Raw genomic sequence first — 21,286 nt, 5'->3', positions numbered from 1 at the left:
CCGAAAGGTGCCGCGATGAGCCAGTACTTCGAGATAGCCGACGAGACCCTGTGGAACCCGTCCAACGGCGCTTCCCGTCTGTTCCTGCGCCAGGTGGCGGTCTTCGAGGCGGAGCTGGACCTTTCCTCGGGCATCGGGCCGATGGAGAACGACGAGTGCCAGATCGACCCGATCGCCTTCGAGACCTTCGTCAACGCCCTGCTGGCGCGGCACCGAAGAACGAGCCACGCCATTGTGCTGGCCCTCTCCGAAGGCTTCACCGCCATCGTGCTGGTCCTCGCGGAGCGCGCCGGAATCACCGTGGACTGGACGCGGCTCGGCGCCGACCCGAGCGGCCCGCTCGACGATGTGCAGGTCTCGGTCCGCACCGGGATGTCCGCACCGGCGGACGGCGCGGCCTGGCGGTCGGAACTGCGCGAAAAGGCACGGGAGCTGGATCGCCGCATGCCCCGCTGACCGGCGAATCCCGCACGAAGAACGCATCGCCGGACCCGCGCGGCCCACCATCAGAGACGGCGGCTCAGCCGAGTCCCCGGGCCAGGGAGAAGCGTGCCCGGCCCTCGCCGAGATCGACGATCGGATCCGGATAGCGGAACCGCGCCCGGTTCTGGCCAGCCTGCTTCCAGGGCTGATGGACGGCCGCGCCCTCCAGGCCGGCCAGCTCCGGGACCCAGCGCCGAACGTAGTCGCCGCGCGGGTCGAACCGTCTGGCCTGGACGAGCGGATTCAGGATCCGGTTGGGACGGGTGTCGGTGCCGGTGCCCGCCACCCACTGCCAGTTGAGCTGGTTGTTGACGATGTCGCCGTCGACAAGGAGATCCAGGAAGTGACGCGCGCCGACGCGCCAGTCCACGTACAGGGTCTTGGTGAGGAAGCTCGCCACCAGCAGCCGCCCGCGGTTGTGCATCCAGCCCTCGTACAGCAACTGGCGCATGGCGGCGTCGACCACCGGATATCCGGTACGCCCCTCCCGCCAGGCGGCGATCTCCTTGTCGTCCGTGCGCCATCGGTCGCCGCGCGCGCGATAGTCCGACCACGCGGCGGCCGGGCGGGCCGCGAGCACCTGATGGTGGAAGTCCCGCCAGGCGAGCTGGCGCGTGAACGCCTCCGCGCCGGCCCCGCCCCGGCGCCGGGCCCGCTGGACCAGTTCCACCGGGGAGAGACAGCCGAAGTGGATGTACGGAGAGAGCCGGGAGGTGGCGTCGCCTGCCAGGTCGTCGTGGCGGTCCTCGTACGCGTCGATCCCGTCGGCGAGCCACGACGCCAGCCGCTCGCGCGCCCTGTGCTCACCGCCCTCGGCGAGGCCGGGAGAGACACCGTCGACCGCCGTCGCCGAAGGCGGCGGATCGCCGTCGACCGCCGGGACCCGAACCGTCCTGGGCGCGGCCATCACCTCGCGCGTGCCGGCCGCCTCCCAGCGGCGGAAGTAGGGAGTGAAGACCGCGAAGTGGTCACCGCCCGACGGAGTGAGATGGCCCGGCGGCACAGCGGTGATCACCGCGTCGTGCGCCACCAGCGCGCATCCGGCGCTCGCCAGCTCCGTGCGCAGCTTCTCCTCCCGGCGCGCCGCGTACCGGCTGACTCCGGCCGCGACATGGACCTGCTGGGCGCCGCACTCCCGCACCACCCGGCAGACCTGCTCGACGACCGCGCCCGTACGGATGACGAGCCGGCCGCCGCGCTCGCGCAGCCCGGCGTCCAGCGAGCCGAGACAGCCGGCCAGAAAGGCCCGGCGGTTGGGCGCGTCGAAGCCCGCCGCCGTGATCCCCTGATCGAGGACGAACAGCGGCACGACCTCGTCCGCGCCGCGCAGGGCCGCGCGCAGCACCGGCTGGTCGTGCACGCGCAGATCGGAGGTGAAGAGCGCCACCGCAACGCTCATGTGCGTGTCCTTACGCGGTCGGGAACCTCAGCGGAACCAACGGGTCGGAGGTGGGCCGCGAGGAGCCGCCCGCCGGTTCCACAGTGATGCCCATGCCCGGGGCCGCGCCAACGGAGCCGGCCATCAGTACGGCATCCGAGCCGGCCGTGGGGTCCAGCGGGCCCGCGGCACGCGTCGTCCCGCCGGACAACGGAATCCCGGCGAGGGCACACGCTCTCGCCGGGATTCCAGGAGCCGCGGAAAACCTGGGCCGCGTCCTCAGACGGTGGTGGCTTCCTGCTCGCGCTCCACCTGCTCGTTCCACTCGCGCTTGACGGCCCGCCACGCCTCGTCGCTCTGGCCGAGCCGCCAGTAGCCGGAGATCGACAGCCGCTCACGCGGGATGTTCCGCTCCAGCCGCAGATGACGGCGCAGCTCCTTCACGACACCGGCCTCGCCGTGCACGAAGGCACAGACATCACCGGCCGGGAAGTCCAGCCCGCGGACCGCCGCCACCAGCGCCTCGCCCACCGGCCGGTCGCCGCGGTGCAGCCAGGTGATCTCGATCCCGTCCGGAGTCGCGATCTTCTGCTCCTCCTCGGGGCCGGAGATCTCGACGAAGGCGTGTACGACCGCGCCGGCCGGGGCCCGCTCCAGCGACGCGGCGACCGCGGGCAGAGCGCTCTCGTCACCGGCCAGCAGATGCCAGTCCGCCGCCGGGTCCGGTGCGTACAGACCGCCGGGGCCGAGGAACCGTACGGTATCGCCGGGCTGTGCGCGCGCCGCCCACGGGCCGGCCAGACCCTCGTCGCCGTGCACCACGAAATCGACGGTGATCTCCAGGGCCGCCGGATTCCAGCCGCGCACGGTGTACGTACGGGTGGTGGGCCACTGGTCGCGCGGGAACTCCGCGCGGATCCGCTCCATGTCGAACGGCTCCGGATAGGTCACGCCCTCGGCCGCGAACAGCACCTTGATGTAGTGATCGGTGAACTCACCGGCCTCGAAACCGGCCAGTCCTTCACCGCCCAGGACGAGCCGCACCATGTGCGGAGTGATCCACTCGGTGGTGACGACCTGCGCCACGCGGGCCTTCGGTGTCCTGCGGGCCTGCTGTTCTGCCACGGCGGTCTCCCCTGACTCTCGCGCGCGATGCTTAGGCTTACCTAAGCTAGCACTTCAGTGCTGGAGCGTCGCCAGGAGCCGTCGCACCGCTCCGCCGAGTCCCCATCGCGCGGCCAGCGCGTCGAGCGCGGCCGGATCACGAGGCGCGGAGGGCAGCGCCGGGTCGAAGTCCGGCAGAGGTACGTCGCCGGCGACCCGTACGACCGTCGGCGCGACCGCCACATAGGCACGGGCCTCGTCGAGCCGTTTGCGCTGCGAAGGAGTGAGTTTCGAGCGCGGATCGTCGACGGCCGCCATGATCCCGGCCAGATCGCCGAAGGCGTCGAGCAGCTTGGCCGCGGTCTTCTCGCCGATTCCGGGCACGCCGGGCAGCCCGTCGCTCGGGTCACCGCGCAGCAGGGCCAGATCGACATACCCGCGGCCGTCGACACCGTACTTCTCGCGCAGCGCCGCCTCGTCCGTGAGCTGGAGCGTTCCCACTCCCTTGACGGGATACAGCACCCGCACGCCTCGGGCGTCGTCGACGAGCTGATACAGATCGCGGTCCCCGGTGACGATGTCCACCGGGCCCGCCGCCCGGCCGGCCAGCGTGCCGATCACATCGTCCGCCTCGTATCCCGCGACACCGACCCGGGCGATGCCCAGCGCGTCGAGCACCTCCTCGATCACCGGGACCTGCGGCGCGAGCGTGTCCGGGGTCTCCTCCTCGTCCGGGCCCTCCGCGTGCGCCTCGGCCACCCGGTGGGCCTTGTAGGACGGGATCAGATCCACTCGCCACTGAGGCCGCCAGTCGGCGTCCATGCAGGCCACCAGCTCGTCGGGACGGTGGTCCTGGACCAGGCGCCCGATGAAGTCGAGCAGGCCGCGCACCGCGTTGACCGGTGTGCCGTCAGGGGCGCGGACGGAATCGGGGACTCCGAAGTAGGCCCGGAAGTAGAGGGAGGCGGTGTCGAGGAGCATCAGGCGTCGCGTCACCCGCCCGATGATGCCCCATTCCACTGACAGCGCCCTCGGGTCTGTCGCGCCGGCCGGCGCTCACGCGAGGGCCGCCGCCCGGTGGCATGGCGGCTTTTCGCGGCGGCGACTTTCCTTCCGGAGTGAGCTGGATCACTTACTTGTTTGGCCTGCGTAAGTGAGGGCAGGCGCGCACCCGGAGTGGACCAGGTTTGCAGTTCCAAACACTGTGCGCCAGGGCAAAGCGGGCCGAACCCGCACCACTTCCCGGCCCGCCCGCGGGGGTGGCGGGCCGGTTTCCGTTCAACGCGTGAGGTGTATGTGTCCAGGCTGCAAGCCGAACACCTGTACAAGGTTTTCGGCAGACGACCAGACGAAGCCATGACGAAGCTCGCCAACGGTACGGACCGTGACGCGCTTCGCGCCGACGGTACGACCGCGGCGGTGATCGACGCCTCGTTCTCGGTCGAGCCCGGCCAGATATTCGTCGTCATGGGTCTCTCCGGATCCGGCAAGTCCACCTTGCTGCGCATGCTCAACGGCTTGCTGGAACCGACCTCGGGCCGGGTCCTCTTCGACGGTCAGGACCTGACCGCGCTGAGCCCGCGCGAGCTGCGCGACGTGCGTTCCACCAAGGTCAGCATGGTGTTCCAGCACTTCGCGCTGTTCCCGCACCGCAGCGTCCTGGAGAACGCCGCGTACGGCCTCGAAGTGCAGGGCGTCCCGCGCGCCGAACGCGAGAAGCGCGCCGCCGAGGCGCTGGAGCTCACGGGCCTGGGCGGCTGGGAGGAGTCCTGGCCCGACGAGCTCTCCGGCGGTATGCAGCAGCGTGTCGGCCTGGCCCGCGCGCTCGCCACCGACGCCGGTCTGCTCCTGATGGACGAGTCCTTCAGCGCGCTCGACCCGCTGATCCGGCGCGATATGCAGGATCAGCTCCTCCAGCTCCAGAAGCGGCTGAAGAAGACCATCGTGTTCATCACGCACGACCTCAACGAGGCCATGCGCCTCGGTGACCGGATCGCCGTGATGCGCGACGGGGAGATCGTCCAGCTCGGCACCGCCGAGGACATCCTCGTCACACCGGCAAACGACTACGTCGCGTCCTTCACACAGGATGTCGACCGCTCCCGGGTGCTCACCGCCGGTGCGATCATGGCCGAACCGGAGACCGCCTTCGGCGGCAGGACGGACGGCGGCAAGGAGATCCGTACCGCCGCCGACGTGCTCGCGGCGGCGCCCGCCAGCGTCGCCGAGTCCACTCCGATCATCGAGCTGTTCACGCCCTCCTCCACCAGCGGAGTGCCGGTCGCCGTCACCGACGACGGCGGCGAGCTCGTCGGCGTCGTACCGCGCGCCCGGCTGCTGGCCGTCCTCGGCGAGCCGATGAAGCCGTCCGCCCGGACGAGCGCGCCCGAGGAGATCACGGTCTCCGCGGACAAGGCGGTGGCCAGTGCCTAGGCTCCCTCTCGGAGACTGGGTCGACAGCGCGGTCGACTTCCTCCAGCGCCATCTCTCCTGGCTGTTCGACGCGATCGGCTCGATCGTCTCCGGCATGTACGACGGCATCGACGCGGTGCTCTCCGCGCCGGAGCCACTCCTTCTCGCGGGCATCCTCGCCGTACTCGCCTGGTGGCTGCGCAGCCTGATCGCGGGTGTCCTCACCTTCGCCGGCTTCGCGCTGATCGATGCCATCGAGCTGTGGGAGGAGTCGATGGCGACGCTCTCGCTGGTGCTGGTCGCGACGATCGTGACGCTGCTTGTCGCGGTGCCTCTCGGCATCTGGGCCGCGCGCTCCAGGACGGTCAGTTCCATGACCCGACCGGTGCTCGATTTCATGCAGACCATGCCCGCGATGGTCTATCTGATTCCCGGAGTCTTCTTCTTCGGCGTCGGTGTGGTTCCCGGGATCATCGCGACGATCATCTTCTCGCTGCCGCCCGGTGTCCGCATGACGGAGCTGGGCATCCGCCAGGTCGACGGTGAACTGGTCGAGGCCGCCGAGGCGTTCGGCACCAGTCCGCGCAATACGCTGCTGCGCGTCCAGTTGCCGCTGGCGCTCCAGACGATCATGGCCGGCATCAACCAGGTGATCATGCTGGGCCTGTCCATGGTGGTCATCGCCGGCATGGTCGGCGGCGGCGGCCTCGGCGGCGCCGTCTACCGCGCCATCGGCAATGTCGACATCGGCCTCGGCTTCGAGGCGGGTGTATCCGTCGTCATCCTGGCGATGTATCTGGACCGGATCACCGGCGCGCTCAGCCTCCAGGTGTCCCCGCTCGGCCGCCGTGCGCTGGCCAAGGCGCGGGAGCTGACCGGCGGACCGAAGATCTGGAACCACCGTCCGGCGCCCGTCGTCGCGATGGCCGGCATGGTCGTGCTCGCGCTCGCCGCGGGCGGCATGGGTGTGTTCGCCGGATCACCGGCGGGCACCACCTCGGACGCCGCCGATGTCGGCCAGGGCAAGAAGATCAGCATGGGCTACATCCCGTGGGACGAGGGCATCGCCTCCACCTTCCTCTGGAAGGAACTGCTGGAACAGCGCGGTTACGAGGTCGACGCCAGGCAGTACGAGGCCGGCTCGCTCTACACCGGCCAGGCGGGCGGCCAGATCGACATCCAGACCGACTCCTGGCTGCCGGTCACCCACGCCACGTACTGGGCCACGTACAAGGACAGCCTGGAGGACATGGGGTCCTGGTACGACCAGACGTCTCTGGAGCTCTCCGTGCCCTCGTATGTGAAGGGCATCGACTCCCTGGACGACCTCAAGGGCAAGGGCTCCGATTTCAAGGGCCGGATCATCGGCATCGAGCCCAGCGCCGGCGAGATGGGCATTCTCAAGGACAAGGTCCTGCCGGGTTATGGGCTGGACGAGGAGTACAAGGTCGTCGACGGCTCCACGCCCGGCATGCTCGCCGAGCTGAAGCGCTCGTACGACAAGAAGGAGCCCGTCGTCGTGGTGCTCTGGTCGCCGCACTGGGCGTACAACACCTACGACCTGACCAAGCTGAAGGACCCGAAGGGCATCTGGGGCAAGGGCGACGGCATCCACACGCTGACCCGTAAGGGATTCTCCGCCGACAACCCGCGCGTCGCGTCCTGGCTGAAGAACTTCACGATGAGCGAGAAGCAGCTCACCAGCCTGGAGGCCAGGATCCAGTCGACCGGCAAGGGCAAGGAGCAGGAGGCCGTCCGCGCCTGGCTGAAGGACAACCCCGGTGCCGCCGACCGGTGGACCCCGGTCGGCCAGGCGGCCGGCGCCGCGGGCGGCCCGGACGAGCGGAAGCGTCCGCTGGAGGTCGCGTGGTTTCCGTGGGAGGAGGACATCGCCGCCACCTATCTGTGGAAGGCCGTCCTGGAGGAACGCGGCTACACGATGAACCTCAAGCAGTTCGAGGTCGGTCCGATGTACGCGGCGATGTCCCGGGGCCAGATCGATGTCCAGTTCGACGGCTGGCTGCCCAACACGCAGAAGAGGTACTGGGACAAGTACCACGACGACCTCACCGACCTCGGGTCCTGGTACGGCCCGACCTCGCTGGAGCTCTCCGTGCCCTCGTATGTGAAGGGCATCGACTCCCTGGACGACCTCAAGGGCAGGGGCTCCGACTTCAAGGGCCGGATCATCGGTATCGAGCCCGGCACCGAGACCATGAACATCCTCAAGGACAAGGTCCTGCCGGGTTATGGGCTGGACAAGGAGTACCAGGTCGTCGACAGCTCCACGCCCGGCATGCTCTCCGAGCTCAAGCGGGCGTACGCGAAGAAGGAGCCGGTCGCGGTCATGCTGTGGACCCCGCACTGGGCCTACAACGAATACGGCCTGACCAAACTCAAGGACCCGAGGAAGGCCTTCGGCGAGGGCGACCGGATCACCACCGTCGCCGCCAAGGACTTCCCGGCGAACTATCCGCGGCTCACCACATGGTTCAAGAACTTCAAACTGAGTGAGCAGCAGCTCGCCGGTCTGGAGAACGAGATCCAGAAAAGCGGCACGGGACACGAGGAGGAGGCCGTGAGCGCCTGGATGGGAGAGAATCCGGGCATCGCGGACAGGATGGCTCCGCTGTAGCGGAGCGCTCTGCGGGAGGTGCGGGCGTCGCCGGGTCGCGGCGCCCGCTCCTTCGTGAATGCCGCTGCGGCGCGCATCATTGATACCGAGGGCGGCACTGCCCTTCTCGTCCTTCTGTTCGTACTATTGAGGGTTCGGCAGCGGGTGAGGCAGGACAGCTCTTGTACCGGCGTCAACTCTGAGAAGATGACGATCCGGCCGGGAGGGAGCCCAGACATGGACGACAAGGAAGCGCTCAGGGTGGGCGCGGCCGTCCGCAGGCGGCGCAGGTCTCTGGGCCTGACCCTGGCGGCGGTCGCCGCCCGCAGCGGACTGTCCGTGCCCTTTCTGAGCCAGATCGAGAACGAACGTGCCAGACCCAGCACCCGCTCACTGGAGCGGGTGGCGGAGGCCCTGGAGACCACACCGGCCAAACTGCACGCCGCCGCCGACTCCGCGCGCACGGTCGATGTCGTACGGGCCGGCGACGGCGGTCCCGGCGTCCGCCGGGTGGCGCGCGGCGGACACCAGCTCAACGCCAAGGAATTCACCGGCGAGCAGGACACCGGCCGGGAGTACCAGCACCGCAACGACGAGGTGATGTACATCGCCGACGGCGCCGCCGAGGTCGAGGCGGAGGGACGGGCGTACCGGCTGGAGCGCGGCGACACCCTGTATCTGTCGGGTGGCGTACGGCACCGCTGGCGCGCCACCGAGCCCGGCACCCGCATCCTGGTCGTCGGCGTCGCCGAACACATCGACGCGACCGTCGACCCGCGGCGCTGAGAGCGGCGGCGAGGCTGTGCCGCTCCCTGCCGGGGCCGTGCCGCGTCCGGCCGCGCGAGGTCCGCGTGTCGTCTCGCTCGTTCCCTCGCTCACCGAGGCCGTCGCCGTCAGCGCGCCCGGCCTGCTGGTGGGCGCGACCGACTGGTGCGGCCGTCCGGCCGGTCTCGACGTCGTACGGATCGGCGGCACGAAGAACCCGGACATCGCGGCGGTCGTCGCGCTCCGTCCCGGCCTGGTCCTCGCCAACGAGGAGGAGAACCGCGCCCCGGATCTCGCCGCGCTCCGGGCGGCCGGGCTCGATGTGCTGGTCACCGAGGTCAGAAGCCTGCCGCAGGGCTTCGCCGAGCTGGAGCGAGTGCTGGTGACCGGCTGTGGACTGGCCCGGCCGCGCTGGCTGGACGAGGCCAGGGCCGCCTGGGCGTCACTGCCGCCTCCGGACGGGCCGCGGCGGGCCGTCGTGCCGGTGTGGCGCAGGCCCTGGATGGTGCTCGGACGCGACACCTTCGCCGGAGACCTGCTCGCCAGGCTGGGCGTGGTCAATGTGTACGCGCATCATCCCGAGCGCTATCCGCGCGTCCCGCTCGACGAGCTGCGGACCGCGGGCGCCGATCTGGTCGTCCTGCCCGACGAGCCGTACCGTTTCACCGCCGACGACGGCCCCGAGGCCTTTCCCGGGCTGCCCGCCGCACTTGTCGACGGACGTCACCTCACCTGGTACGGGCCGTCGCTGGCCGAGGCACCCGCGGCGCTGCGAGCAGCGCTCCGCTGAACAGCCCGCGCAGCGTGTACCAGGCCGCCACCGACCAGCCCGTCAGCAGCAGCGCGAACAGTCCCGCCGCCAGCCACTCCAGCGCCACCAGACCGGAGTGCCGCGCCAGCACCTCCGCGCCGGTCACACAGGTACCGACCGGGAAGGTGAAGGCCCACCAGGTCATCGTGAACCGCATCCCGCGCCGCAGCGCGCGCACCACCAGCGCCGCCGACAGCGCCAGCCACAGCAGCGCGAAGCCCATCACCGGCACGCCGTACACCACGGCGAAGGCGGCCAGGGCGCGCGCGTACGAGCCACCGACCGCCGTGGGCGCGACACCGGCGAGCTGACCGACCGCGGTGGTCGACTGTCCCAGCGGGCCGAGTACCAGGAAGAGCGTCGGGGTCAGCGCGAGCGGCAGCGGGCCGTACGACACCAGCCGGCCGAAGATCAGCGGCAGCATCGTCAGCGTGGCGAGCAGACTCAGCCCGAACATCGCGTAGCAGCCGAGCAGCAGCGCCTCGCGGCCCTGTCCGGCCGGCAGATGCGGCACCAGCAGCGGGCCGACCGCCGCCGAGACCATGGGGCTCACGATCGGCAGCAGCCAGACCGGCGAAGCGTCGGCCGGCTCCAGCCGGTGACGTACGACCATCAGATACGGAATCAGCACGGCGATCACCAGACCGATCAGCGTGCCCGTCCCGAACAGCACCGCGTCCACGGCGACCGCGGTCCGCTCGCCGAGCACATCACGGCCCACGACGAGCGTGGCGCCGCCGACGGCCAGCAGCGCCATCGCGAGACATCCGTAGAACGGCGCCACCGCCGGGTCCAGGAGATGGGCGCGCGCCTGGTCGCGGTGGTACAGCCAGTGCCCGGCGCGGGCGGTCAGCAGGACGGCGAGCAGCGCCGCCGACAGCGCCCACACCACCACGCAGACGGCCCGCAGTCCCGGAACGGCGAACGGGAGTCCGGCGCCCGCGCTCGCGACGATCGCCGTTCCCATCACCGTGGCGTACCAGTTGGGTCCGAGGTGCCGGAGTGACGGCAGCCGCGTCCCGGCCGGAGCGGCCGGGACGCGTGCGGGCGAGTCCGCCGGAGTGTGCGCGAGGATGGCCATGTCCTCACCCTCACGCTCCGGCACGGCCCCCACCAGCCCCGTTGTCCCTATGAGGTCATAACCTGAATTTATGACCGATGCCTCCGCAGGAGCCCCGCTCGCCCACCGTGTGCCCGACCTCGGCGCACTGGAGCTGCTGCTGGCGGTCGCCAGGCTCGGCAGCCTGGGACGGGCCGCCCGCGAGATGGGCATCTCCCAGCCCGCCGCCAGCAGCCGGGTCAGGGCCATGGAGCGGCTGCTCGGCGTGGCCCTGGTGGACCGCTCACCGCACGGCTCCCGGCTCACCGACGCGGGGACGCTGGTCACGGACTGGGCGCGGCGCGTGGTGGAGGCGGCCGAGGTCCTCGACGCGGGAGCGCAGGCGCTGCGCGGTCGCCGGGACTCACGGCTGCGCGTCGCGGCCAGCATGACGATCGCCGAGTATCTGCTGCCGGGCTGGCTGATAGCGCTCCGCCGGGGCCGGCCGGACACCGCGGTCTCGCTGCACGCGGGCAACTCCGCCGCCGTCGCCGAGCGCCTCCTCGCGCATGACGCGGACCTCGGCTTCGTGGAGGGCCTGTCCACGCCGGACGGACTCGACTCCGCCGTCATCGGCCATGACCGGCTGCTCGTGGTGGTGGCCCCGGGACATCCCTGGGCCCGCCGCCGTGCGCCGCTCGATCCCTCGGAGCTGGCCGGGACCCCGCTGATCCTGCGCGAACCCGGCTCCGGCACGCGGCAGGTGCTGGACGCCGGGCTCGCCGCGTACGGCGGGCTCGCCGAGCCGCTGCTCGAACTGGCCTCCACCACCGCGCTGAAGGCCGCCGTGGTCAGCGGCGCCGGGCCCGGTGTCCTGAGCGAACTCGCGGTGGGCGAGGAGCTGGCGGCCCGCCGCCTGGTCAGAGTGGCGGTGGAGGGCATACGGCTGCGCCGTGATCTCCGCGCGGTGTGGCCGACCGGTGCCCGGCCCGCGGGCCCGGCCCGTGACCTGCTGTCGCTGACCCGGCACCAGGGGATCTGACCGGCGGCCGGTCCCGGCCCGGTCAGGAGGCGGCCAGGACCAGCGCCCGCATCACGCGGGTGTCCTCGGCCATCTCCGGATGCCACTGGACGCCCAGCGCCCACCGCGGGTCCGGCAGCTCGACGGCCTCCACCGTGCCGTCCGCCGCGAACGCCGAGACGGTCAGTCCCGCGCCGAGCCGGTCGACCGTCTGGTGATGGTGCGTCGGCACCTCGAACTCCTCCGGCACCAGATTCCCGTAGCGGGTGCCGTGCACCGGCTTGACCGGATGCCGGCCGAAGGTGCCGAGGACCGGCGAGGTGTGCCCGTCGAGATGCTGGAGCAGCGTCCCGCCGAGGGCCACATTGAGCAGTTGCATGCCCCGGCAGATCCCCAGCAGCGGTGTGCCGGAGGCCAGCGCCGCACCGATCAGGGCGAGTTCCCAGGCGTCCCGTTCCCGGGCGGGCGGCCCGGTGCGCGGGTCCGGCTCGGCGCCGTACCGTACCGGCTCCACATCCGGGCCGCCCGCGATCACCACGCCGTCGAGCCGGGCCACCACCTCCGCCGCCGCGGCCGGATGGTCCGGCGGCAGCAGCGCGGCCAGTCCGCCGGCCCGCTGGACGAGCCGGGGATAGCCGGCGGGCAGCAGCGCGGCCGGCATGTCCCAGGTGCCCCAGGCGGCCGATGCCTCCAGATAGGTGCTGACACCGATGAGCGGCTTCACAGGTCGGTCCTCCGTCGTGCTGGTGCTTGTGCTGACGCCGGTCAGTCGCGTTCGAGTTCGGCCTCGGCCTCGGCCAGCGCCGCGAACTCCTCCTCGGGAGCGGCGGCGACCAGCCGGTGCCGACTGTAGAACGTGAAGTAGGCGAGGGCGACGACATAGACACCCAGCGCGATGAACGCCGCGTCCCTGTCCACCAGGAAGGTCGCGACCAGCGCCGACAGCGCCAGTACGAAGGCCACACCGGAGGTGAGCATGCCGCCGGGCGTGCGATAGGGCCGGGGAAGTCCCGGCTCACGGCGGCGCAGCACGAGATGGGACAGCGCCATCAGGGCATACGAGATGGTGGCGCCGAAGACCGCGACATTCAGCATGCGTCCGCCGTCGCCGCTGCCCGCCGCGAGCGCGAAGCCGATCGCGCCCGGGATCAGCAGACCCAGATAGGGGGCTTTGCGGCCGCTGGTCAGCGAGAGGAAGCGCGGCAGATAGCCCGCCCGGGAGAGCGCGAAGAGCTGCCGGGAGCCCGCGTAGATCAGGGAGAAGAAGGAGGCCACGAGACCGGCCAGACCGGCGTAGTTCACGAACCGGCTCAGCGCGGTCGGATCGCCGTCTCCCTGGAGCGCGACCACCAGCGGGTTGCCCGCGTCCTGGACGGCGGCCGAGCCGCGCGCGCCCGTCGCGGCGAAGAAGGTGATCAGCGCGAGCAGCACCAGCACACCCATGGAGATCGACAGCGCCCTCGGCATCGAACGGACCGGATCCTTGGCCTCCTCGGCGGCCAGCGGTACGCCCTCGACGCCCAGGAAGAACCACATGCCGAACGGGAAGGCCGCCCAGATGCCCAGCACGCCGAACGGCAGCCAGGAGCCCGAGCCGAAGGCGTCCCTGTCGGCCGGGATGTCATTGAGGCCGCTCGCGTCGAACTCGGTGAAGGCGCCGACCGCGAAGATCAGCAGCGCCGCCACCGCGACGGCCGTCACCACCAGGCTGAAGCGCAGCGCCTCGCCCACGCCCCACAGATGGATCCCGATGAAGATCACGAAGCACGCCAGATACACCGGCCAGCCGGCGGTCAGACCGAAGAGATCGAGCGACTCGACATACTCGCCGATGAAGATCGAGATCGCGGCCGGCGCCAGGATGTACTCGATGAGGATCGCCGTACCCGTGAGGAAGCCGCCCCAGGTGCCGAGCGCGCGCCTGGCGAAGCCGTAACCGCCGCCGGCGGTCGGCAGGATGGCGGAGAGTTCCGCGAGCGAGTAGACGAGACAGGCGTACATCACGCCCATCAGCAGCGTGGCGATCGCGAGACCGCCGAAGCCGCCTTCGGAGAGACCGATGTTCCAGCCGGAGAAATCTCCGGAGACGACATAGGCGACTCCCAGACCGGTGAGCAGCAGCCAGCCGGCGCTGCCGCGGCGCAGTGCCCGCCGCTGGAGGTAGACGGCATCCCGCGCGGCGCCGTCGGGCGCGGTGTCATCGGGTGTGGCGCCGTCGGGCGCGGTGGCGGGCGGGACGCGAGAGTCGGTGCCGTCGGACATAAGCAGCTCCTGCCTCTGGGCAATGGTGTGACGCCACACCATTACGGCCGCGACCGCCATGCGCAAGACCCGTATGTCAAAAGGCTGTTACGGATCGCCGCCGGCCGGCCGCGGCTCTCCCGGTCCGCCGGCCCCGGTCCCGCCCGGCTCTCAGGTCAGAAATCCCCGCAGCAGCGCGGCCGTACCGCCGCAGTGCTCGCGCATCATCTCCCGCGCTCCGTCGGCGTCCCCGTCGAGGACCGCTTCCACCAGCGCGGTGTGCTGCCGCTGCGAGTGCTCCAGATTCCGTACGAGCAGCGGGATGCAGTCCAGCAGATCGTTCACCGTCGCGCGCACGGCGGCGTACTGTGCGGTCAGCGTCGCGGAGCCGGACAGCTCGGCGAGCGCGAGATGCAGCAGCGTGTCCTGCCTGCGGTACTCCGCCAGCGGCGCGTCCCGCGTCGCGGTGAGCGCCGACCGCAGCCGCTCCGCCCGCTCTCCGGACAGGCCGTGCGCCGCGCACAGCCCCGCCGCGCCGACCTCCAGCACCTCGCGGAAGAGGAGGATGTCCTCGATGTCCACACCGGCCACCCGCCGCCGCAGCTCCTCCTCGGCGCTCCCGGCCGGAGTGCCGGGCCGGGACCGGACGAAAGTCCCGCCGTACCTGCCCCGCCGGCTCTCCACGAGACCCTGGTCCTGGAGGACCTTGAGCACCTCGCGGAGCGTCACGCGGCTGATCCGCAGCCGCTCCGCCAGCTCCCGCTCGGCGGGCAGCCGCTCACCGGCCGCCACCAGGCCCAGCCGTACGACCTGGAGGATCTGCTCCAGTGCCTCCTCGAAACCGTTTCCCGCCCGCACGGGACGCAGTACCGGAGTCAGCGGGTCCATCGGCTGGTTCTTCTTCGCCACGTCGCCGTTTCCCCCTTCCCAACAAAGGTCTCCAGGAATACCTTATGGCTTCCGGCTGACCGAAGGAGGAGTAATCCCGTGGCAGACCGCACACCCCCGCTCGCCATCGACAGGCTGCGCATCCTCGTGGAGGGCGGCGAGATCGACACGGTCGTTCTGGCCTTTCCCGACATGCAGGGCCGGCTCCAGGGCAAGCGGTTCGCCGCGGCCTTCTTCCTCGACGAGGTCCTGGAGCACGGCAGCGAAGGCTGCAACTACCTCCTCGCCGTCGACACCGACATGAACACCGTCGACGGATACGAGATGTCCTCCTGGGACCGCGGCTACGGCGACTTCGTGATGCGTCCCGATCTCTCCACCCTGCGCCGTCTGCCGTGGAACGAGGGCACGGCACTGCTCATCGCCGACCTCGCCTGGAGCGACGGCTCACCCGTCGTCGCCGCGCCCCGCCAGATCCTCCGCCGCCAGCTCGAACGCCTCGCCGGACACGGCCTCACCGCGCACGTCGGTACCGAACTCGAATTCATCGTCTTCAAGGACACCTTCGAGCAGGCCTGGGACAGCGGCTACCGCGGTCTGACCCCGGCGAACCAGTACAACATCGACTACTCCGTCCTCGGCACCGGCCGTATCGAACCTCTGCTGCGCCGGATCCGCAACGAGATGGCCGCCGCGGGACTGACCGTCGAGTCGGCCAAGGGCGAGTGCAACCCGGGCCAGCACGAGATCGCCTTCAAGTACGACGAGGCCCTGGTCACCTGCGACCAGCACGCCATCTACAAGACCGGCGCCAAGGAGATCGCCTCGCAGGAAGGCGTCTCGCTCACCTTCATGGCCAAGTACAACGAGCGCGAGGGCAACTCCTGCCATGTGCATCTCTCGCTCCGGGACGAACAGGGCGCCGGCGTCATGGCCGGAGACGGGCCCGGCGGCATGTCTCCCGTGATGCGCCACTTCCTGGCCGGCCAGCTCGCCGTACTGCGGGACTTCTCGCTGCTGTACGCGCCCACCATCAACTCGTACAAGCGCTTCCAGCCCGGCTCCTTCGCTCCCACCGCCGTCGCCTGGGGTTACGACAACCGCACCTGCTCGCTGCGAGTGGTCGGCCACGGCCGGTCCCTGCGCTTCGAGAACCGGCTGCCCGGCGGAGACGTCAATCCGCATCTCGCCGTCGCCGGCATGATCGCCGCCGGGCTGTACGGGATCGAGAACGCCCTGGAACTTCCCGAGCCCTGCGCGGGAAACGCCTACACCGCCGAGTACGAGCACGTCCCCACCACCCTGCGCGAAGCCGCGGAGCTCTGGGAGAACAGCCCCGTCGCCCGCGCGGCCTTCGGCGACGACGTGGTCGCGCACTACCGCAACATGGCGCGGGTCGAGGTGGACGCCTTCGACGCCGCGGTGACCGACTGGGAGCTTCGCCGCTCCTTCGAACGCCTGTGAGGAACGACGTGCACGAGCCACCCGCAGCCGGACATCAGGTCCTCAACCCCGCCACCGGCGAGCTGGTCGCCACCGTCGCGGCCACCACCGTCGCGCAGGCCGACGCGGCGGTCCGGCGCGCCGCCGAGGCCCAGCGCGGCTGGGCCGCCGCCGCTCCCGCCGACCGCGCCCGGCTGCTGCGCCGCTTCGCCGCGGTGGTCGACGCGCACAACGAGGAACTGGCCGGGCTGGAGGTCCGCGAGGCGGGCCACACCCTCGGCAACGCCCGCTGGGAGGCGGGCAATGTCCGCGATCTCCTGGACTACTGCGCCGGCGGAGTGGAGCGGCTGAGCGGCCGGCAGATCCCCGTCGCCGGCGGCCTCGACATCACCCTGCTGGAACCGCTCGGCGTCGTCGGAGTGATCGCTCCCTGGAACTTCCCCATGCCGATCGCCGCCTGGGGTACGGCCCCGGCCCTCGCGGCCGGTAACGCCGTCCTCCTCAAACCGGCCGAGACCACTCCGCTCACCGCTCTGCGGCTGGCCGAACTGGCCCTGGAAGCCGGGCTTCCCGAGCATCTCTTCCAGGTCCTGCCCGGCGCCGGCGAGGTCGCCGGCAACGCACTGGTCGAGCATCCGGGCGTCGCGAAGATCGTGTTCACCGGCTCCACCCGGGTCGGCAAGCGGATCATGGCGCGCGGCGCCGCACTGGTGAAGCGCGTGACCCTCGAACTCGGCGGCAAGAGCCCCAATATCGTCTTCGCCGACTCCGACGTCGAACAGGCGGCCGCCGCGGCGCCGATGGCCTTCCTCGACAACTCCGGCCAGGACTGCTGCGCCCGCACCCGCATCCTCGTCCAGCGCGAGATCCACGAGCGGTTCCTCGAACTGCTCGCGCCCGCGATCGAGTCGGTCGTCGTCGGCGATCCGTCCGACGAGCGGACGCAGATGGGTCCGCTGATCTCGGCGGCCCAGCTCGCACGCGTACGGTCCTATGTCCCGGACGGTGTGAAAGGCATCCGCGGCAGCGCACCGGACGGCCCCGGCTTCTGGTTTCCGCCGACCGTGCTCACCGACGCCGACGCGGACTCGCCGGTCGCGACCGAGGAGGTCTTCGGCCCGGTCGCCGTCGTCCTGCCCTTCGAGGACGAGGCGGACGCGGTCCGGCTCGCCAACGCCACCGACTACGGGCTCGCCGGATCGATCTGGACCCGTGACGTGGGCCGCGCGCTGCGGGTCTCGCGCGCCGTCGCCGCCGGGAATCTCTCCGTCAACTCCCACAGCAGCGTCCGCTACGGGACACCGTTCGGCGGCTACAAGCAGTCCGGACTCGGCCGCGAGCTGGGCCCCGACGCCCTCGCCGCCTTCACCGAAACCAAGAACGTCTTCATCAGCACGGAGGCCTGAGCACCTTGACCGAACCCATGACCGACCCCATCGTCTGCCGCCGGCTCGTCGGCCGTACCGCCGTCATCACCGGAGCCGGCAGCGGCATCGGTCTCGCCACGGCCCGCCGACTGGCCTCCGAGGGCGCGCACATCGTGTGCGGCGACATCGACGAGGCATCAGGCAAGCTCGCCGCCGAGCAGGCCGGCGGCACATTCGTACGGGTCGACGTCACCGACGCCGACGAGGTCGAGGCGCTGTTCAGGACCGCCTACGAGACCTACGGCAGCGTCGACATCGCCTTCAACAACGCGGGCATCTCGCCGCCCGACGACGACTCGATCCTCACCACCGGGCTGGACGCCTGGAAGCGCGTCCAGGAGGTCAACCTCACCTCGGTCTACCTCTGCTGCAAGGCGGCCATCCCGTATATGCGGCGGCAGGGACGGGGCTCCATCATCAACACCGCGTCCTTCGTCGCCGTCATGGGCGCGGCCACCAGCCAGATCTCGTACACCGCCTCCAAGGGCGGAGTGCTGGCGATGTCCCGTGAGCTGGGAGTGCAGTTCGCGCGCGAGGGAATCCGGGTGAACGCGCTGTGCCCGGGTCCCGTCAACACCCCGCTGCTGCGCGAGCTGTTCGCGAAGGACCCGGAGCGGGCCGCGCGCCGGCTGGTGCACATCCCGGTGGGCCGGTTCGCCGAGGCGGACGAGATCGCGGCGGCCGTCGCGTTCCTCGCCAGCGACGACTCGTCGTTCGTCAACGCCACGGACTTCCTGGTCGACGGCGGCATCTCCGGCGCCTATGTCACGCCGCTCTGACTCTCCTGTCCGCGGAGGCTGCTGACGGATCGCTCGAAGCCCTCCACCGCGGTGGAGGGCTTCGAGTTCCACGGTTCAGAGATAGGTACGGCCCTCGCCGCGGTAGGTGGGCGCCGTCGCCACCACGCGGTCGTCCTCGACCAACTGCAAGGTGTCGAAGCGCTCGCACAGTTCACCGGCCTTGGCGTGCCGGAACCACACCTTGTCACCGATCAGCAGATCGTCGGCGGCGGAGCCGAGCAGCGGCGTCTGCACCTCGCCGGGGCCCTCCTGACCGTCGTAGCGCAGCCCTTCGGGCAGATACGGAACGGGCAGCCGGTCCGGGCCCGCAGCGCCGGACGCCGGATAACCACCGCCCAGCACCGTCACCACACCGACACCCGGCCTGCGCACCACGGGCTGGGCGAACAGCGCGGCCGGACGGCCCGAGAACGACGTGTAGTTGTCGAAGAGACGCGGCACATAGAGTCCGGAACCGGCCGCGATCTCGGTCACCGCCTCCTCGGCGGCCGTGTGCTGGACGCTGCCCGTACCGCCGCCGTTGACGAACTCCAGCTCCGGCGCCACCGTCCGTACCGCACGCACCACCGCCGCGCGCCGTTCCGCCAGCTCCCTGCGGGCCGCCGACTGCATCAGACGGATCGCCCGCGAGCGCACCGGCCGTCCGGCCAGCGCGTCGCCCACTCCGGCCACATGGCCCTCGTACGCCATCAGTCCCACCAGCCGGAAGCCGGGACGCCGGGCGACCGACCTGGCCAGCTCGGCGAGCTGGGCCGGCTCACGCAGCGGCGAGCGCAGCGCGCCGATCCGTATCCGGCCGCCGAACAGCCGCAGCGCCGTGTCCAGTTCCAGACAGATCCTGATTTCCTCGCGGCCGCCGTCGCGCGCCGCGTCGATGAGATCGAGATGAGCCGTGCTGTCAATCATGACGGTGACGGCGGCGGCCGACTTGGGATCGGCGGCCAGCTCCGCGTAGGCGGCGCGGTCCACCGACGGATAGGCGAGCAGTACGTCCTCGAATCCGGCCCGCGCCAGCCAGAGCGACTCCGCCAGAGTGAACGACATGATCCCGGCGAAGCCCGCACGGCCGAGGACCCGCTCCAGCAGCGTCCGGCAGCGCACCGACTTGCTGGCGACCCGGATCGGCTTGCCTCCGGCCCGCCGGACGAGATCGTCGGCGTTGGCGTCGAACGCGTCGAGATCGACCAGGGCGAGCGGAGCGTCGAGATGGGCGGTGGCCCGGTCGTACCGGGCCCGGTCAGTGGCACGCGGATTCATGGACCGAGCTTGCCAGACACGATTACCGAGGGGTAGGGGGATGATTTGGGCAGATCCACCCGTGCCCGTGTTCTCGTTCCCGTCGGGTGTGCTCCAGCCCGTAGAGTGACGCCCACGCGACGAAGGGGCCTGTCCCGCAAGGCGGCCGGCATACGGGTGGACCAGTCCGTAAGGGCAGGACGGGGGGCGGATGAACACCGAAGCACGAAACGCTCCGATACCGCCCCGCCGCCCGCCGTCTCCGCCCGGTACGGGCGAGCCCGACGCGGCGGCGGATCCGCCGGGCGCACCGGGCTCACGCATCACCGAGGCCCTGCTTCCCGCCGGGCCTGCGCGCATACCTCCGCGGCCGTCAGGACCGCCGCCCGGTGCGCACCGGCCCGAAGCCCACCGGCCCGAAGCCCACCAGCCAGAAGAGCACCGACCCGAAGAGCACCGGCCCGAAACCGGCCGTGACCAGGGCCCGGACGACCGGCGGATCGGCGAGCAGCGGTCGTTCGAGCGGCGCCCCGGCGGTGACCGCGGTCCCGCGTCCGATCCGCCGCCGTCGGAGATCACCACCAGGCTGAGGCGGGTGCCCCCGGCGGATCCGCCGCCGTCCGAGATCACCACGCGGCTGAGGGCGGTGCCGCCGGATCCCCGGCTGCCGCCGGTGCCCACGGCCCGGCCGGGCGAGGCTCCGTCCCGGCCCGCTGGGCACCGGCCCGCCGGAGCCGCCGGTCATACGTCCCGGCCCGGCACGTCCGGCGCCCGCCGTCCCTGGACGGACGCGCCTCCGGAGACGCCCGCGGAGACCACCACGCGGCTACGGCCCGTGCCCGCCCGCCATCCCGTCAGGGTCGCCGCCGCCGCGGCGTGTGTCGTGCTCGGACTCGGACTGATCGGAGGCGCCGCCACCGGTAGCTGGCTGACCGGGGACTCGGCCGCCGAGCCCGCCGCCCATGACGGGTACGCCACGGCCCGCGCCCTCTGGCACAGCGTGCCCGTCGACAGCATCTTTCCCCGCACGCTCAGCGGAGACGGCGCCGGGCCCGGAGGCGCGGACCGCGAGTGGACCCGGATCGGCGTCGCGCCCGACAGCGGCTGCGCCACCGTCCTGGACGCCCGGTTCCTCGAAGTACTGCGCCAGACCGGCTGCGCGCGAGTGCTGCGCGCCACCTACGCGGACGCCACCTCCAGCAGCGTCACCACCGTCGGGCTTGTCTTCACGCAGGGCGATCCGGCCGCGATGTACGCCCTGCGCGCCCGCTTCCGGGAGGAGCGGCTCGCCGACCGCGCCGGTCTGATGCCCCGTACCTTCCCGGTCGGAGGCACACTCGCCGCCGGCTTCGGCGACGCGCAGCGCGCGAGCTGGACGGTGAACGTCCTCACCGACGCGCCCGTGGTCGTCTACGCCGTCTCCGGCTTCGCCGACGGACGGGCCGTCACCACTCCTCAGCCCGCCGGAAAGGCCATGGCCGCGGGCGCCACGACCGCGCCGGCGCAGGCCGGTCTCGGCCATGAGGCGAAGGGCATCGCGGACCGGGTCGAACGAGGGCTCCGCAAGACCGTCAGCGTCGCCACGGTGGCGCCCCGGTGATTCCCGAGCCCCCGGTGACCCCCA

At 71.3% G+C, this 21,286-nt stretch carries 18 protein-coding genes and 1 pseudogene; 10 read left to right on the top strand and 9 right to left on the bottom strand.

From position 1 onward, the window contains the following. Positions 1-15 precede the first annotated feature (15 nt). Positions 16-456, top strand: a complete 441-nt coding sequence (locus PV679_RS07510; RefSeq protein WP_319679273.1) for a DUF6086 family protein — start codon at positions 16-18, stop codon at positions 454-456. A 64-nt stretch (positions 457-520) separates the two neighbouring features. Here the strand turns inward: PV679_RS07510 and PV679_RS07505 are convergent, their stop codons facing one another. The 4 genes and pseudogenes from PV679_RS07505 to PV679_RS07490 all read right to left on the bottom strand — a co-directional run bounded on the left by PV679_RS07505 (position 521) and on the right by PV679_RS07490 (position 3,946). Next, positions 521-1,882 (bottom strand): deoxyribodipyrimidine photo-lyase, encoded by a 1,362-nt coding sequence (locus tag PV679_RS07505; RefSeq protein ID WP_319679272.1) that lies wholly within the window; start codon positions 1,880-1,882, stop codon positions 521-523. Positions 1,883-1,892: 10 nt separating this feature from the next. After that, positions 1,893-2,063: pseudogene (locus tag PV679_RS07500) on the bottom strand (anti-sigma factor); the annotation flags it as partial. A gap of 77 nt (positions 2,064-2,140) precedes the next feature. Further along, entirely contained in the window at positions 2,141-2,986 is an 846-nt protein-coding gene (locus tag PV679_RS07495; RefSeq protein ID WP_319679271.1) for a siderophore-interacting protein, read from the bottom strand. Positions 2,987-3,040: 54 nt separating this feature from the next. After that, entirely contained in the window at positions 3,041-3,946 is a 906-nt protein-coding gene (locus PV679_RS07490) for a 5'-3' exonuclease (protein WP_319679450.1), read from the bottom strand. Between the two features lie 375 nt (positions 3,947-4,321). Between PV679_RS07490 and PV679_RS07485 the strand changes: the two genes are divergently transcribed. From PV679_RS07485 to PV679_RS07470, 4 genes are all read left to right on the top strand, one after another. Further along, positions 4,322-5,398: a betaine/proline/choline family ABC transporter ATP-binding protein gene (locus tag PV679_RS07485; RefSeq protein WP_319679270.1), complete on the top strand. Its 1,077-nt coding sequence runs from the start codon at positions 4,322-4,324 to the stop codon at positions 5,396-5,398. After that, positions 5,391-8,012: an ABC transporter permease/substrate binding protein gene (locus PV679_RS07480; protein ID WP_319679269.1), complete on the top strand. Its 2,622-nt coding sequence runs from the start codon at positions 5,391-5,393 to the stop codon at positions 8,010-8,012. The genes PV679_RS07485 and PV679_RS07480 overlap by 8 nt, the downstream gene beginning before the upstream one ends. 216 nt (positions 8,013-8,228) lie before the next feature. After that, a complete protein-coding gene (locus PV679_RS07475) occupies positions 8,229-8,777 on the top strand; it encodes an XRE family transcriptional regulator (RefSeq protein WP_319679268.1) in 549 nt (182 codons plus the stop codon). A gap of 16 nt (positions 8,778-8,793) precedes the next feature. Further along, positions 8,794-9,546, top strand: a complete 753-nt coding sequence (locus PV679_RS07470; RefSeq protein ID WP_319679267.1) for a helical backbone metal receptor — start codon at positions 8,794-8,796, stop codon at positions 9,544-9,546. Here the strand turns inward: PV679_RS07470 and PV679_RS07465 are convergent. Then, positions 9,485-10,648, bottom strand: a complete 1,164-nt coding sequence (locus PV679_RS07465) for a TDT family transporter (protein ID WP_319679449.1) — start codon at positions 10,646-10,648, stop codon at positions 9,485-9,487. The genes PV679_RS07470 and PV679_RS07465 overlap by 62 nt on opposite strands. 70 nt (positions 10,649-10,718) lie before the next feature. Between PV679_RS07465 and PV679_RS07460 the strand changes: the two genes are divergently transcribed. After that, on the top strand, positions 10,719-11,648 hold the full coding sequence (locus PV679_RS07460; protein ID WP_319679266.1) for a LysR family transcriptional regulator: 930 nt from the start codon (positions 10,719-10,721) through the stop codon (positions 11,646-11,648). Positions 11,649-11,670: 22 nt separating this feature from the next. Here PV679_RS07460 and PV679_RS07455 read toward each other — a convergent pair whose 3' ends face one another. The 3 genes from PV679_RS07455 to PV679_RS07445 form a co-directional block, all read right to left on the bottom strand. Then, positions 11,671-12,351 (bottom strand): gamma-glutamyl-gamma-aminobutyrate hydrolase family protein, encoded by a 681-nt coding sequence (locus tag PV679_RS07455; RefSeq protein WP_319679265.1) that lies wholly within the window; start codon positions 12,349-12,351, stop codon positions 11,671-11,673. A 41-nt stretch (positions 12,352-12,392) separates the two neighbouring features. Next, positions 12,393-13,889 carry an ethanolamine permease gene (eat, locus tag PV679_RS07450; RefSeq protein WP_319679264.1) on the bottom strand — a complete coding sequence of 499 codons (1,497 nt, stop codon included), beginning with the start codon at positions 13,887-13,889 and terminating at the stop codon, positions 12,393-12,395. Positions 13,890-14,039: 150 nt separating this feature from the next. Continuing rightward, positions 14,040-14,756, bottom strand: a complete 717-nt coding sequence (locus PV679_RS07445; RefSeq protein WP_319679448.1) for a FadR/GntR family transcriptional regulator — start codon at positions 14,754-14,756, stop codon at positions 14,040-14,042. 99 nt (positions 14,757-14,855) lie between these two features. Here PV679_RS07445 and PV679_RS07440 point away from each other — a divergent pair, with 99 nt between their 5' ends. From PV679_RS07440 to PV679_RS07430, 3 genes are read left to right on the top strand one after another with little or no spacing between them, the layout of a single operon-like run. Then, positions 14,856-16,220 (top strand): glutamine synthetase family protein, encoded by a 1,365-nt coding sequence (locus PV679_RS07440; RefSeq protein WP_319679263.1) that lies wholly within the window; start codon positions 14,856-14,858, stop codon positions 16,218-16,220. An 8-nt stretch (positions 16,221-16,228) separates the two neighbouring features. Beyond that, entirely contained in the window at positions 16,229-17,605 is a 1,377-nt protein-coding gene (locus tag PV679_RS07435; protein WP_319679262.1) for an aldehyde dehydrogenase family protein, read from the top strand. 17 nt (positions 17,606-17,622) lie between these two features. Then, the gene (locus tag PV679_RS07430; protein WP_319679447.1) at positions 17,623-18,405 is read left to right on the top strand and encodes a 3-oxoacyl-ACP reductase; all 783 of its coding nucleotides are present in this window, start codon (positions 17,623-17,625) and stop codon (positions 18,403-18,405) included. Positions 18,406-18,480: 75 nt separating this feature from the next. Here PV679_RS07430 and PV679_RS07425 read toward each other — a convergent pair whose 3' ends face one another. After that, positions 18,481-19,683, bottom strand: a complete 1,203-nt coding sequence (locus tag PV679_RS07425; RefSeq protein ID WP_319679261.1) for an amino acid deaminase/aldolase — start codon at positions 19,681-19,683, stop codon at positions 18,481-18,483. Positions 19,684-19,873: 190 nt separating this feature from the next. Here PV679_RS07425 and PV679_RS36160 point away from each other — a divergent pair, with 190 nt between their 5' ends. Then, entirely contained in the window at positions 19,874-21,262 is a 1,389-nt protein-coding gene (locus PV679_RS36160; protein ID WP_416069667.1) for a hypothetical protein, read from the top strand. Positions 21,263-21,286: the final 24 nt, after the last annotated feature.

It is taken from the genome of Streptomyces sp. AK02-01A, assembly GCF_033795305.1.
Lineage (GTDB): Bacteria > Actinomycetota > Actinomycetes > Streptomycetales > Streptomycetaceae > Streptomyces.
This window is presented reverse-complemented; position numbering and strand designations above follow the sequence as displayed.